The organism is Methylobacillus gramineus (genome assembly GCF_020532675.1).
Lineage (GTDB): Bacteria > Pseudomonadota > Gammaproteobacteria > Burkholderiales > Methylophilaceae > Methylobacillus > Methylobacillus gramineus.
The window spans coordinates 1,641,657-1,656,211 of record NZ_JAJAVE010000001.1 but is presented as its reverse complement, the minus strand read 5'-3'; the positions used below and the strand labels follow the sequence as shown (position 1 = coordinate 1,656,211).

14 protein-coding genes are annotated in these 14,555 nt (G+C 50.0%); 3 read left to right on the top strand and 11 right to left on the bottom strand.

Annotated features, from left to right (window positions below):
- Nucleotides 1-17: 17 nt before the first annotated feature.
- From LG201_RS07720 to LG201_RS07695, 6 genes are all read right to left on the bottom strand, one after another.
- Nucleotides 18-1,280 (bottom strand): OmpP1/FadL family transporter, encoded by a 1,263-nt coding sequence (locus tag LG201_RS07720; protein ID WP_226771578.1) that lies wholly within the window; start codon nt 1,278-1,280, stop codon nt 18-20.
- A gap of 102 nt (nt 1,281-1,382) precedes the next feature.
- Complete coding sequence (locus LG201_RS07715; RefSeq protein WP_226771577.1) at nt 1,383-2,459, bottom strand: sulfate/molybdate ABC transporter ATP-binding protein; 1,077 nt, start codon at nt 2,457-2,459, stop codon at nt 1,383-1,385.
- Nucleotides 2,460-2,501: 42 nt separating this feature from the next.
- Nucleotides 2,502-3,395: a sulfate ABC transporter permease subunit CysW gene (gene cysW / locus LG201_RS07710; protein WP_226771576.1), complete on the bottom strand. Its 894-nt coding sequence runs from the start codon at nt 3,393-3,395 to the stop codon at nt 2,502-2,504.
- A gap of 11 nt (nt 3,396-3,406) precedes the next feature.
- Nucleotides 3,407-4,243: a sulfate ABC transporter permease subunit CysT gene (gene cysT, locus LG201_RS07705; protein WP_226771575.1), complete on the bottom strand. Its 837-nt coding sequence runs from the start codon at nt 4,241-4,243 to the stop codon at nt 3,407-3,409.
- A 147-nt stretch (nt 4,244-4,390) separates the two neighbouring features.
- Complete coding sequence (locus LG201_RS07700; RefSeq protein ID WP_226771574.1) at nt 4,391-5,305, bottom strand: EAL domain-containing protein; 915 nt, start codon at nt 5,303-5,305, stop codon at nt 4,391-4,393.
- Between the two features lie 14 nt (nt 5,306-5,319).
- On the bottom strand, nt 5,320-6,309 hold the full coding sequence (locus tag LG201_RS07695) for a sulfate ABC transporter substrate-binding protein (protein WP_226771573.1): 990 nt from the start codon (nt 6,307-6,309) through the stop codon (nt 5,320-5,322).
- Nucleotides 6,310-6,702: 393 nt separating this feature from the next.
- Between LG201_RS07695 and epsC the strand changes: the two genes are divergently transcribed.
- From epsC to LG201_RS07680, 3 genes are all read left to right on the top strand, one after another.
- Complete coding sequence (gene epsC, locus LG201_RS07690; RefSeq protein WP_226771572.1) at nt 6,703-7,659, top strand: serine O-acetyltransferase EpsC; 957 nt, start codon at nt 6,703-6,705, stop codon at nt 7,657-7,659.
- A gap of 74 nt (nt 7,660-7,733) precedes the next feature.
- A complete protein-coding gene (locus LG201_RS07685) occupies nt 7,734-8,651 on the top strand; it encodes a family 2A encapsulin nanocompartment shell protein (protein WP_226771571.1) in 918 nt (305 codons plus the stop codon).
- Nucleotides 8,638-10,542, top strand: coding sequence for a family 2A encapsulin nanocompartment cargo protein cysteine desulfurase (locus LG201_RS07680; protein ID WP_226771570.1), 1,905 nt, complete (start codon nt 8,638-8,640; stop codon nt 10,540-10,542). Before LG201_RS07685 ends, LG201_RS07680 begins: the two co-directional genes overlap by 14 nt.
- 90 nt (nt 10,543-10,632) lie before the next feature.
- Here the strand turns inward: LG201_RS07680 and LG201_RS07675 are convergent, their stop codons facing one another.
- From LG201_RS07675 to LG201_RS07655, 5 genes are all read right to left on the bottom strand, one after another.
- Nucleotides 10,633-10,848 carry a TOBE domain-containing protein gene (locus LG201_RS07675; RefSeq protein ID WP_226771569.1) on the bottom strand — a complete coding sequence of 72 codons (216 nt, stop codon included), beginning with the start codon at nt 10,846-10,848 and terminating at the stop codon, nt 10,633-10,635.
- A gap of 75 nt (nt 10,849-10,923) precedes the next feature.
- A complete protein-coding gene (locus LG201_RS07670) occupies nt 10,924-11,262 on the bottom strand; it encodes a DUF2325 domain-containing protein (RefSeq protein ID WP_226771568.1) in 339 nt (112 codons plus the stop codon).
- Nucleotides 11,263-11,336: 74 nt separating this feature from the next.
- A complete protein-coding gene (locus LG201_RS07665) occupies nt 11,337-12,347 on the bottom strand; it encodes a sulfate ABC transporter substrate-binding protein (RefSeq protein WP_226771567.1) in 1,011 nt (336 codons plus the stop codon).
- 42 nt (nt 12,348-12,389) lie between these two features.
- Nucleotides 12,390-12,587 carry a YezD family protein gene (locus tag LG201_RS07660; RefSeq protein ID WP_226771566.1) on the bottom strand — a complete coding sequence of 66 codons (198 nt, stop codon included), beginning with the start codon at nt 12,585-12,587 and terminating at the stop codon, nt 12,390-12,392.
- Between the two features lie 190 nt (nt 12,588-12,777).
- Complete coding sequence (locus LG201_RS07655) at nt 12,778-14,358, bottom strand: alginate export family protein (RefSeq protein ID WP_226771565.1); 1,581 nt, start codon at nt 14,356-14,358, stop codon at nt 12,778-12,780.
- Between the last annotated feature and the right edge of the window lie 197 nt (nt 14,359-14,555).

Below are 14,555 nucleotides of genomic sequence, written 5' to 3'. Positions count from 1 at the left end.
TAACATGGACTCCAATGTTATAGCGCCCAGGCGTAAGCAATGCCTAGTGAATCTTGATACATCTTGAGGTTAACATCGCCACCACCAAATGCAGGGTTGATGGAGTTATTCCCGTTTACCTTGTTTTCAAACGCATGCACATAACTCAGTGACAGTTCGCTCTTGTTCTCGAATTTCCAGGTTGCCCCCAGGGTGACGTGATCTTGAACAACAGCTGGTGCCAGGATATTGAACAGCGTTTCGCCGCGCGCAATAGGCTGTGTTGCATGGTTGTAGCCAGCACGTAATGTGAGTTGGTCATTCACTTGGTATAGCGTGCCAATTTTATATGCGGTGACATCGCGCCAACCAAAGCCGGCTCCGCGGTCTGAGCCAAGTTGCTGTTGTGCGAAGAAGTTGGCAATCGAGTTGCCTACAGAGTCGACATCGCTATAGCGAATGCGCTGCACATCCCCAGCTACCGTCCAGTTTGGGGTCAGCTTGATGGCGATGCCCAGGCCATAGCTGGCGGGAATGTCGAAGTCTCCCTGTTCAGCAAACAGGCCGCGATATTTGTCGAACTTGCTCATGGAGGTTTTTGTTTGATAACTGGCGCCCAATGTCACGTGATCACCAAACTGGCCAAGCCAGCCGATATGTGCGCCGATACCATAAGAGGAATCATGGCCTTTATTCGTCACATGCCCAGGTGCTTCGGAAAAGTTATTATCGAAGTTCTGCAGGCCTTTGGCCTCAAACCGTTGATAGGCAAGGTTAAGCCCCACACCTATAGACTGGGTCGGTGAGAGTTTCCATGCCAGCGCAGGTTTGATAAATACCTGGATTAGATCGATGCCCGCGCGCCTGTTGCCCAATAATGGAACCGCAGTTTTGTAATCAGTATTCATGCCGCCATTGCCGTATACAGCGACCCCCGCGTTCAGTGTTTCGCTGACCTGCTTGTTGTAGCCTATTTCCGGGATGATGAAGTTTTCTTTGTCATTGGCATCGTATTTGCCATTGATAGGCCCTGCGTTGTTTTCAATTTCAGCTTCCCGTTGGGGACGAAACCAGGTGGCCCCAATATCAAGGCGATCGCCTACCCAGGCCAATCCAGCCGGGTTGCTGGCAGAGACCAGTGCATCCTGTGGCAAGGCAATCCCTACGCCCCCCACACCTTGAGACTTCACCCCATAACCGTGGGCAAAGTAGCCGTCTGTCGCGGATGCAATGCTCGCGATGCCGATACTGATGACCGACAAAGCCAGTGTAGAAAGTGTGCTAGTTCTTAATCCCGTCATGATGATTCATCCTTGTAGGTGAGGGGCAATAAAAAAGGCCGTTACATGATTAATCTCATGTAACGGCCTCCTGTTGTCAGGTCGGCTGGGCGAACAGTGTAGTTAGCTTTGTGTAATTGCAGATTCCAGAAAAACTTGTACGTTGCGTGGCTTCAGGTACACGTGCGAGCCCTGATTGAGGGCAAGTTCGCGAAAGCGTTCACGGGTGATTTCCGCTTCTATCGTGTCGGTTTCATTGATCGGCTGCAGCTCCAGCCTGACCAGCGGACCAGCGGCATGGATATAGCTGACAATCGCTTGTAATGCAGGTTGGCCGTTTTGCTCTGTATAGACATCAATGTCGTGCGGTCTGACATAGGCCAGCGCATTGCTATTTTGCGTCGAGTGATGCGCATTTAGGGTCAATGAAATGTCGCCAATATGCGCCTGGCCTTCATTGACGCGGCTATGAAATTGGTTAACGTTGCCGAGGAATTTGTAGACAAACGGTGAGGCTGGATTATCGTAAACATCTTGTGGTGTGCCTATCTGCTCAATCTTGCCCTGGTTCATGACCACGATACGATCAGCTACTTCCAACGCTTCTTCCTGGTCATGTGTCACAAAGACGCTGGTAATGTGCAACTCATCATGCAGGCGGCGCAGCCAGCGGCGTAAATCCTTGCGTACCTTGGCATCAAGTGCGCCAAACGGCTCATCCAGCAGCAATACCTTGGGTTCTACAGCCAATGCGCGAGCTAGCGCAATACGCTGACGTTGGCCGCCTGAGAGTTGTGGTGGGTAACGGTCTGCCAACCAGTCTAGCTGAACCAGCTCCAGCAACTGGTGCACGCGTCTGTGTATTTCCGCTTCTGTCGGGCGCGTTTTCTTTGGGCGAACGCGCAGGCCGAAGGCTACATTTTCAAATACCGTCATATGGCGGAACAGCGCGTAATGCTGGAATACAAAACCTACCTGGCGTTCGCGTACATCGCGGTCTGTGGCTTCCTGCCCATGAAAGTGAATGCTGCCAGTGTCTGGTGATTCAAGACCGGCGATGATACGTAACAGGGTAGTCTTGCCGCATCCTGAGGGTCCAAGTAGGGCGACCAGTTCGCCACTCGGTACGTCCAGATTGACATTGTTCAGGGCGGTGAAACTGCCGAATTCTTTCTTGATATTGCGGATCTCGATACTCATGGGGCTATCCTTGTGCCAGGTATTCTTTAAGATGAATCTTGTTTATTCGTCTACGGGTTTTGCAGCGACAACGCTACGCGCGCTTTGCCATTCAATGTAGGACTTCAATGCCAAAGTAATCAGTGCCAGGAAAGCCAGTAACGAAGCCACAGCAAACGCAGCAGCGTAGTTGTATTCGTTGTAGAGGATTTCCACATGAAGCGGCATGGTGTTGGTCATGCCGCGGATATGCCCTGACACTACGGATACCGCACCGAATTCGCCCATGGCACGGGCATTGGTCAGGATCACGCCATAGAGCAAACCCCACTTGATATTGGGCAGTGTGATATGCCAGAGAATCTGCCAGCCAGAAGCGCCCAGCACCAGGCCAGCTTCTTCCTCATCCTTGCCTTGCGCTTGCATCAGCGGAATAAGTTCGCGCGCAATAAACGGGAAGGTGACAAAGATCGTGGCCAGCACAATGCCAGGAATGGCAAATATCACCTTGAGATCATTATCAATCAACCATTCGCCGAACCAGCCCTGTAGACCGAAAATCAGTACATAGATCAAACCGGCAATCACGGGAGACACTGCAAAAGGCAGATCAATTAGGGTGATCAGTATGCTTTTACCCTTGAACTCAAACTTGGCAATGGCCCAGGCTGCGGCTACACCGAATACCAGGTTGAGCGGTAAAGCAATGGCAGCCGCAATCAATGTCAGCTTGATCGCAGAAAGCGCATCAGGCTCTATCAATGCCGCAATATAGGTTTCAAAACCTTTGCGCAGCGCTTCTGTAAATACTGCAGCCAATGGGATAAACAGGAACAGGCTGAGGAACAGCAGCGAGACAATAATCAGGCTCCAGCGTATCCATGCAGGTTCCGAGGTGGCACGACTACGTGCTACCTTGGCATTGTAATGAGCGAGTTGGGAAACGGTTGTCGACATTTTTTCTATTCCTATCTCGATGCACTGTTACGGCGGCTACTCCACCATTGCAAGCCATTAATGGCAAACAAGAGCAGGAATGAAATTACCAGCATGACCACGGCAACAGCGGTTGCCCCGGCGTAATCGTACTGTTCCAGTTTGGTGATAATGATCAGCGGCGTGATTTCCGAGACCATGGGCATATTGCCCGCAATGAAGATGACTGAGCCATATTCACCGACCGCACGCGCAAATGCCAGGGCAAAGCCAGTGAGCAGGGCGGGCCAGAGTGCTGGAAGAATCACTCGGCTGAATGTTTGCCAACGGTTTGCACCAAGGCTGGCAGCGGCTTCTTCAGTTTCAGCTTCCAGGTCCTCAAGAACTGGTTGTACGGTGCGGACGACAAAAGGGAGTCCGATGAATGTCAGGGCGACGACGACACCCAGTGGCGTGAATGCGACCTTGATGCCATGTGGCTCTAGTAGACTGCCCAGCCAGCCATTGGTGGCATACACTGCTGTTAGCGCAATACCTGCGACTGCGGTAGGTAGTGCAAATGGCAAGTCAACCAGCGCATCCACCAGCTTTTTGCCAGGAAAGGTGTAGCGCGTCAGCACCCATGCAGTGAGCAAGCCAAAAATGGCATTGATCACGGCTGCAAATAACGAGGCGCCAAACGTCAGTTTATATGAGGCAATCACGCGTGGCGTGGTGACCGTATGCCAGAACTCGGCAAAGGTCAGTTCAGTGGTTTTGAAAAATGCAGCAGATAATGGAATCAGCACAATCAGGCTGAGGTAGAGCAGGGTGTAGCCCAAGGATAGATTGAATCCTGGTAATACGTTTTTCTGTTTATTTTTTGCCATGTTGTTCAATCAATCCAGTCTATGCAGCGAACGCGTTCAGCGGCTGCCAATGTAACAGACCGCCTGGCTTGTAAATAGAATATGTTTTTATAATGATATAGCCGTCTGTTATTTCAGGCCGCGGCTAATTAACTTACACCGTGAAAGTTAAGCCGCTGCACGTTTTTTCAGGTGCAGTGCGGGCTTGATGGCATCGGTAGGCTGCAATTCGCGTGCGGTGACGGGTTTCCCCAGGAAATAGCCTTGCAACAAGGTACTACCAGACTCGATGGCAATTTCCAGACCGGTTTGGGATTCTATGCCGGTAATGACTGGCTGCGCGCCAATGTCTCGTGCCAATTGAATCAGGCCCGGCAATATCTTGCGCAAACGAGGGTTGCGTTCTGCTTCCTTGATCAGGCTGGTGTCGAATTTGACGAACTCGGGTGACAGCTTCCACAAGCGTTCCAGATGGGAGTGCTTATTGCCAAAGTTGTCGATTGCGATCCCGTAACCACGCTCACGATAATTCTCTATGGCTTCAGCCAACTGATTTTCATGCTCCAGAACGCTTTCCTGAATCTCAATCACCACTCTGTCTGTCGGCACAGAGTTTGAATGCAATATGCGCTCAAACACTTTGCCGTGCGCATTGACGCTAATCAGCAGGTTAGGGTGCACATTGAGGAACAGCAGGCCATTTTCCGCATAGATCTGGCGGAAGTTGAGCACATGTAGAGTACGCGCAACACGGTCAAACTTCACCAGCTTGCCACCTTGTTCGGCAAAGCTGAATGCAAACTCAGGGCTGATCGCTTGTAAGCCGCCAAGAGATGGGCGTAAAAAAGCTTCGTGCCCATGCAAATCACCTGCTTCGCTATCATAAATAGGCTGGAAGGCGCTATTTAGCTGTATGCCGAGAAAGGTGCTATTAAACTCGCCGGATTGCTGCTCTTCCAGGCCGTATTCATCAAGATCCAGATAGAGCGATTCCCTTAACTGAATCTTCAACTGCTCTATATGGGCCGAGGATATTTTGGTTGCCTGTGCTGGCGTGCTTTGGTTTTCATGTGTTTTCGACATGTGCCTTCCTTACATTACTTGCTCGAGTAAATCTGATCAAATACACCGCCATCGGCAAAGTGTGTTTTCTGTGCTTTCTGCCAGCCACCAAATAACTCATCTACCGTAAACAGATCAATTGGTTTGAAATCGGCCTTGTGCTTGGTGATAACGGCGGCAGAGCGTGGACGCAAGTAATGCTGGGCGGCAATCTCCTGGCCTTCTTCCGAGTAATGGAACTCAAGGTAAGCCTGAGCGACCTGGCGCGTCTTGCGCTTGTCGACCACTTTGTCTACCAGGGAAATTGGATTCTCGGCCAGTATGCTGGCAGAAGGGTAGACCACGTCAAACTGGTCATTCCCTAGCTCTTTCTTGATCAGGAATACTTCGTTTTCAAAAGTGAGTAATACATCACCAATGCTGCGCTGGACAAAGGTAGTGGTGGCACCACGGCCGCCAGTATCCAGAACTGGTACGTTCTTGAATAAGCGGGTGACAAAATCACGTGCCTTGGCTTCGTCTCCGCCTTTTTTAATGACGGCACCCCATGCTGCCAAATAGCTGTAACGGCCATTGCCTGAAGTTTTGGGGTTGGGGACGACAACTTTAATGCCTGGTTTGATCAAGTCAGCCCAGTCTGTGATCTGCTTTGGATTACCCTTGCGAACCAAAAATACTGTTGTTGATGTGGTCGGTGAGCTGTCATTTGGCAGGCGTTTTTGCCAGTCGGCAGGAATCAGCTTGCCACGTTCTGCAAGAATGTCGATGTCATTGCTCTGGTTCATGGAAATAATGTCAGCTTGCAAACCATCCACAACGGAGCGTGCCTGCTTGCTTGAGCCGCCGTGGGACTGATTTACTACAACGGATTCACCGGTTTTTTGCTTCCAGTATTTGGCAAATGCAGGATTGAAATCTTTGTAAAACTCGCGGGTAACGTCATAGGAGACGTTAAGTAATGTGGTGTCTGCGTAAGCCAGTGATGTTGCGGTCAACAAGCCGATAGCCAATATTTTTTTTAACATGTAGGCCTCAATAATGATGGATGGAACGGAGCATGTGCGCACTATATGCAATCTAAAAAATAATGTAAAAGAATATAGTTGAATATGTATGGCTGTTTTTGTTATTTGTAAATAAATCTCTTATATATTTTTAACTTATATGTATATAATTAATGTGAATATATGATAGTCTTCCATTATTGATGAGTTTGCTGCACCATTCATAGAACGTAGCGATGCTATTAGCATAAGTAGTTAAGCGGTCTTGTAACTTCCACAAAAAGAGCAAGTGTCTGCATGATAATTACTAATTGTTTATTATTAGTGTTTAGCTGACCGGAACACCGGAAGCCAGTATGCCAACCAGGCTACTGGCTTTTTTCGTTTGTAGGTCTCAATTTTGGATGCAGGTATATGAGTCGAGATGTGAATAATGATGAATCCTTATTTCCTGATGATTTAGGGATTAGTCAGATAGTGAGTGACTTACGTGAAGTACGGCAGGCTTCCCTGGAGCATAGGAATCGCCTGAATCGTCCTCCCAAGCTGCCTGCACGAAAAGTGCTCGCTAGCGTGGTTGATGGCTTGGGTGCAGCCTTGTTTCCCAATCGTTTGGGGCTGCCGGATTTACGTGAAGAAGGCTTGGATTATTTTGTTGGACATACCCTGGATGTGGCGCTGCGTGAGCTAGTGGCGCAGGTGAGGTTGGAACTCAACTTTGTGGCAGAAGTAGCAGCGACTCCAGAAGTATCACGTGAGCGAGCAATTGTATTGGTACGTGATTTTGCCAGTCGCCTGCCAGCAGTTCGCGTGTTGCTGGATAGTGATATACGGGCCGCCTATGAGGGTGATCCTGCTGCCAGAAGTGTGGATGAGGTGCTGGTGTGCTATCCCGGGATTAATGCCATTATTCATTACCGCATTGCTCATGTGTTGCACCAGCTGGGCGTGCCATTGATTGCCCGTATGATTACTGAGATTGCTCACTCAGCCACTGGGATTGATATACACCCTGGGGCACAAATTAGCGAAGGTTTCTTTATTGATCATGGGACGGGTGTGGTGATCGGAGAAACCAGCATTATTGGGCGCCATGTGCGTCTCTACCAGGCAGTAACGTTAGGCGCCAAGCGTTTTCCGGTGGATGCGGATGGTGCTCTGGTCAAGGGGAATGAGCGTCATCCCATTGTTGAGGATGATGTGGTGATCTATGCAGGAGCGACTATTCTGGGACGTATCACGATTGGTCGTGGTTCGGTCATTGGCGGTAATGTCTGGCTGACTTACAGCGTGCCCCCTAATAGCAATATTACTCAGGCACAGATGAAGGATGCGGTGTCATCAAGCCGTCAATCCGATGCTTCAACTTAAGAGTATGAATACATTTTAACCGGCGGTTGTTATATGCCGCATCTTTAGAAACTGGTATTTAAAAGGAGAGATTCATGTCAGATATTCATCAGGGCCATACCGCATTGGGTGATGTTGCAGCCCGTACGTTAGCCAATGCGACCAAAACGGTGCCAATGCTGGGTGCTATCACCCCGCGTTGGTTGGTACACCTGCTACAGTGGGTGCCGGTAGAAGCAGGTATTTACCGTGTTAACAAGGTGAAAGACAACCACAATGTGCAGGTGGATTGTTCCAATAAGGATGAACGCGAGTTGCCAGCCACGTTCGTGGATTACGAAGAGTGGGGCCGTGAGTATGTGCTCAATGCCGTGAACACTGTGGTGGATGTACATACGCGTATTTCTGACCTGTATAGCAGCCCGCATAACCAGATTCGTGAGCAACTGCGCCTGACTATTGAAACAGTGAAAGAGCGCCAAGAAAGCGAACTGATCAATAACAAGGAATACGGCCTGTTGCACAATGTGGCTGATGGTCAAAAGGTCAAGTCACGTACCGGCTCACCAACACCAGATGATTTTGATGAACTGATTTCACGTGTGTGGAAAGAGCCAGCTTTCTTCCTGGCCCACCCACAGGCGATTGCGGCATTTGGCCGTGAGTGCACACGTCGCGGCGTACCACCACCAACTGTGAGCCTGTTCGGCTCACAATTCATTACCTGGCGCGGTATCCCTCTGATTCCATGCGACAAGCTGCGTGTGACTAAAGGCAAGACCAACATCATCTTGCTACGTACTGGTGAGAGCCGTCAGGGCGTGGTCGGTCTGTATCAACCTAACTTGCCAGGCCAGCAAACCATGGGCCTGTCTGTACGCTTCATGGGTATCAATCACAAAGCGATTGCTTCCTATCTGGTTTCACTTTATTGCTCGCTGGCGGTATTGACCGAAGATGCGATTGCCGTGCTGGAGAATGTAGACGTAGGCAACTACTATGACTACAAGTAACTTCAACGATTTGTCTTCGTTCGAGCCCGAGGCCATACTGGCATCAGTGCCGGGTGAGCATCCCCGTATGGGGGCAGCTCTGGCTGTGGGGCGAGAGGCTCAGGCAGGCGGACATCTGGATATCGATGAACTGACCCGCATTGCCAACGAGATTTACTCTGAAGGCTTCCCACAAGCACAGGGCATTCCATCGACTGCTTCATTGACCGACTCAGCCGCGCCGTATGCGGCTGGAAGCCCGACCATAGGTGCGCCGGTGCCAGCCGCTCCATCCGCCGTATCGGCTGTTCCTGCGGGCTTGCCTGCAGTGACTAACATCGTGCCCGGTGCGGAAACGATACCCGTTAGTGCGCCTAGTTTTGGCGTGTCGCCATCCCATCTGCCACCTGAATTCACCCAGGAGCGCTTAGATGCAGTAGGGCCGACTCCTGGGGCATCCTCGTTGCCGCTAGATGGCAGCATACTGGGCGCACTGGATATTAGCAGCTTGCTGGGGGGGATTGATATTCCTTACCAGTTGGACTTGCAAAGCCTTTTGGTCTCGCCAGTGAATAGTTCTGCTAGTGGTGCGGGTAAGTCAGCGCCTGAAAACAAGGCGACACCTTATTACTTCCTGGGTGATCGTTCTGGGGTGCCACAAGTATCCAGTTCAGCGCATCCGCCGTTTGACGCCAATCTGGTGCGCAAGGATTTTCCTATTCTGCGTGAGTTGGTCAATGGCAGGCCACTGATCTGGCTGGACAATGCGGCCACTACGCAAAAGCCGCAGGTGGTGATAGACCGTCTGTCCTATTTCTATCAGCACGAAAACTCCAATATCCATCGTGCTGCGCATGAGCTGGCAGCACGCGCGACTGATGCTTATGAAGGGGCTCGTGAAACTGTTCGTCGTTTCATCAATGCGCCTTCGGTAGATAACATCGTGTTTGTGCGTGGTACCACGGAAGCGATCAACCTGGTTGCCAAAACCTGGGGCAAGAAGCATTTGGGTGAGGGCGACGAAGTTATTGTGACCAATCTTGAGCATCACGCCAATATTGTGCCCTGGCAGCAGTTATGCCAGGAAACCGGTGCCAAGCTCAAGGTGGTGCCGGTAGATGACAGCGGACAGGTATTGCTGGATGAATATCAGAAGCTGTTGACATCGCGTACCAAGCTGGTCTCCTTCACTCAGGTATCCAATGCTCTGGGCACAGTAACGCCTGCGCAGCAGATGATACAGATGGCCCATAGTGTCGGTGCCAAGGTATTGTTGGATGGTGCGCAGTCTGTGTCACATATGCGTACGGATGTTCAAGCGCTGGATTGTGACTTCTTTGTGTTTTCTGGTCACAAGGTGTTTGGCCCAACCGGTATAGGCGCGTTGTATGGCAAGCCGGAAGTGCTGAATGATATGCCTGCATGGCAAGGTGGCGGCAATATGATCCAGGACGTGACGTTTGAAAAGACGGTCTACCATGGAGCGCCAGCCAAGTTTGAAGCCGGTACCGGCAATATTGCCGATGCCGTGGGCATGGGTGCTGCGCTGGAGTATGTTGAGCGCTTGGGTATAGACAATATTGCCCGTTACGAGCATGAGCTCCTGGTCTATGCAACAGCCGCGCTGAACAAGGTGCCCGGGTTGCGTTTGATTGGCACAGCGAAGGAAAAGGCCAGCGTATTGTCGTTTAACCTGCATGGTTACAAGAGCGAAGAAGTGGGTGCTGCCCTGAATCAGGAAGGCATCGCCGTACGTTCTGGTCATCATTGCGCACAGCCTATCCTGCGCCGCTTCGGTGTGGAAACTACAGTCCGGCCATCACTGGCGTTCTATAACACGTATGCAGAAATTGATGTGTTGCAGAATGCCTTGTTCAAGCTGGCGTCTGCTAAAGGTGTAAATGGTTTGTAGTTGATGCATGGGTAGTCTCAATAAAAAAGGCCGGGATTCCCGGCCTTTTTTATTATTACGTATACAAGCAGCGAACTGCATAACCCTTTGCTAGACTTTGGCGAGGGATACCTCTGTTGCCTTAATCAGGGCCAGCACTTCCGTACCAACTTGCAGGTTGAGCTCTGTGATGGAACGTGTGGTAATCACAGAGGTGACAATACCCACAGGCGTTTCAACATCAACCTCTGATACGACCGGGCCAACGACTATTTCCTTGATTCTGCCGCGGAATTGGTTACGGACGTTAATTGCGTGTATTGCCATGGTGAATCTCCTTTTGCGTACGATCAATATGCCGGATGCTTACTTCAGTTCGGCATGTGAGGCTTTTGAGTGTTCTTAATGTAGTGAAAATCCAGATTGATCTTCTCTACATTCGGCCTCCACAACGTAATCCGGATCCAGTCTTTTGAGCCTGGTACGCAATGCTGCCGGGCCATTGGGGGTGTAAACAATTTTGACGCCCCGTTTGGCCGCATTCTGCTTGATCTTGTGAGTAAACGTATGGCTGATCCAGTCTGTGATCAATATGATCAGATCGGTATCTTGAGGGATGATTTTCTTGCCATCGCCCACCTTGCGGCCAGACCAGTGATTGATATGCGTAATACCGAAATTGGACAGCTCCTGTTTGATGCCGTCAATCTGGTCGCCACCTACAATTAATGCAGTACTCATAGTGTGAGTCTCCTTTACTTGTCGGCGGCGCCAGATTTTGCCCGGCGCTGCCCCGTTAATTGGAAGATAAAACCTTATTGCTGATAAATCTGGTCAAAAGTCCCACCGTCAGAGAAGTGGGTTTTTTGGGCTTTTTGCCATCCACCAAAAGCACCATCGATAGTGACCAAAGATAGTTTTGGGAAACTCTTTTCATACTTCTTGGCCACTGATTCAAGGCGTGGACGATAGTAGTTCTTTGCCGCAATTTCCTGGCCTTCTTCGCTATACAAATGTTCCAGATAAGCTTCTGCAACCTTGCGAGTACCTCGTTTGTCTATCACTTTGTCGACGACGGATACTGAGGGTTCGGCCAGAATCGAAAGCGAAGGAGCGACAATCTCGAACTTGTCTGGACCAAGTTCTTTCTGCGCCAGGAATGCTTCGTTTTCCCAGGCCAGCAATACATCACCGATGCCGCGTTCCACGAAGGTGGTGGTAGATCCACGTGCACCAGAATCAAGCACTGGAACGTTTTTCAGGATTTTTCCAAGGAATTCACGAGTCTTGGTTTCATCGTTATTAAACTTTTTTTGACCATAAGCCCAGGCTGCCAGGTAATTCCAGCGGGCGCCACCAGAGGTTTTTGGGTTAGGCGTAATCACGCTCACGCCAGACCTGGCCAGGTCATCCCAGTCCTTAATTTGCTTGGGGTTGCCCTTGCGCACCAGAAACACAATCGTGGAGGTATAAGGCGAGCTATTGTCTGGTAAACGCTTGATCCAGTCTTTATTGATCAGTTTGCCTTTCTCATGTAGTGCATCTACATCGTAAGCCAGTGCCAGGGTGACAACATCTGCCTGCAAGCCATCAATGACGGATCGTGCCTGTTTGCCTGAGCCGCCGTGTGAGGCTTTGATGGTGACTTTATCGCCAGTTTTGCCTTGCCAATATTTGGCGAATGCGGTGTTGTACTCTTGATAAAGTTCACGCGTAGGGTCGTAAGAAACATTCAATAGGGTGATGTCAGCCGCAGCTGCCGCGATAGGGCTTGCCAGTACTGCAATGGCGATCAAGCCTGAAAGACCAGGGAAAAACGATTTCATGCAAATTCCTTTTGTATGGTGTGTGCTGATGAGTGCTACTGCTTATGCGGCAACCGTATTGTTGGCTGCTTTTTGTTTTTGAATATCATTGTTGAAGCGTACTTTTTCCCTGCGCTCAATTTGTGTCACTCGACCATCGTGTACTGTGATCTCGATGGAGCCAAATCGCAGGAGATCAATTGAGCGGATGATTTCTTGCAGCACTTCGTTGCTTGCTCGGGATTGAATTTCTTGCGACATGTTCAGACCTTTGGGAGTTAATCGAATGCGATGCTGCTACTCTAGCAACAACTTTAAATAGTTAAAAATAATTTGTTTTTATATTTTTATATCATAAGTGAATATTGAGGGCTGGGTCAGGCAAAAAAATACCGGGATTCAATGAAGAGTCCCGGTTAAATTAAGAGATATACAAAATGATTAGAGAAGTTTAGAAGGCGCTAACGGTTAATTCTACATAGAAGAAGTTAGAGGTATCCTTACGTCCAGCTTCAATTCTTTGGGATGTGGCCTTGGTGAAGTCACCGCCCTTAAAGTATGCATAGCCGACGTTGGCTGAGACCTTGTCAATAACAGGGAATCTTACGCGGATATCCCACTCCTCACCCAAGTCACGACCGCTGTTGCCAGTTGCATCAGTCAGATTGTTACCCGCATTCCAGCGGTCAGTTGCGCTGTCAAGCTTGTACCAGCTGTAGCCAGTGTCGATATTCACGCCGGTAAATGGGCTGAACTCGGCGCGTATCTTGGTGGAGTTGACGTTTTCCATCTGGATGTAGTCGTTGCTTGACCAAGGGCGGGCAAAGCCGAATAAACGATCAAAGCGTTCCTGAGTGCCGACACTGGATGCCTTGTTTCCACTAGCTACGCCATAATTAGCGCTGAAACGTGGTTTCCAGGCATGGTCGGCTGTATAGCCGACTTCGGCTATATAGGAGTATGCACGATGATCACGCTTGGCTGTAGGGGTTCTGTCTTCTTCACCCCATTGGCGATAATAGCTGGCGTCATAATCAAAACCCGTCTTGCCAATTACCCCATAACCACGTAAGCCTGCAGTGTGGATTTCACGATCTATGCGCTGGGCAGCGGTGGCGGGAGTACCATTGGATGTGTACTTGACCTCATCGCCATCTTGCTTCAGGTAGAAGTAAGAGGGGGACAAAGTGACGATATCAGACCATTTGCGCCAATCAAATACAGCACCATAAAACCATTGCGCTTTATCGCGCTGATTAAGTTGTTCGGTAAAGCGTACGATCGGTTGCAATGCAAATAGATCCAGCTCCCAGTCATTTTTATGCTGGCCAAACGTAGCGCGCACACCCTGGAAAGTATTGGTGGTATTACGCCATTCGTTTCGTGCAATCAGGCGGCGGTCTAGCTGTTCAAAAGCCATGCGACCAGCTTTTATGCTGACAGGACGATCATTATCGAGATCATCCTTGCCGAGCGCATCCTTGAAGAAGAGTTCTGCGTAAGCCTGAATTGGTTCAGCTAAATCCACATCACGATTGTCACGGGTAAAATTGCTGTGATTGCGGCGTGCATCCTCTGCTTCCAGTGTGAAGCGTAAAGGGTCGAACTTGTTGCGCACTGCGACATAAATCCGTGAACGCAACAGGAAAGGCTCGTCTGTAACATTTGTACCACGGCGGAAATCGTTCTCACGGTTTTCGTAGCGAAAGCGGTAATCCGCACCTACGTCCAGCCAGTCAATGTCTGTATAGTCCTTGAGCCAGGTCTTGTTAATGGGTTTGGTGAATTTGGGTGGTTCCGATTCACGCGTAGTGCCATAAGCGCGCGGCGCAACCCAGTAACCGACTTCTGCTTTCTTTGCTTTGGCGGCTTCGGCCGCCAATTCAGCCTTGCGCGCTTTGATGCGTTCCTGCTGATCTGCTTCTTCTGCGCTGAGTGTCGTCGTGACTTCTTCGGCGGCGTAAATCAGACCACTGGAAAGTGCGATGCCGCTGGCAATTAATAACTCAATAATGCCTGATTTTTTGAACAAGATAATTCTCCCTGATGATTGTGCCGCTTCCGGATGACCGGTGAGTGCCGCCTTATTCTGACTAAATGGTATAGATATCCGCTGACGCTGAGCAGTAGGTATTCAACACGGGTTGTATACGCCTGCCACAGCGCATTGTATGCACAGATCCAGCATATACAACGGATGAGAAATGGGATTCTGTAATGGGGAGCGAC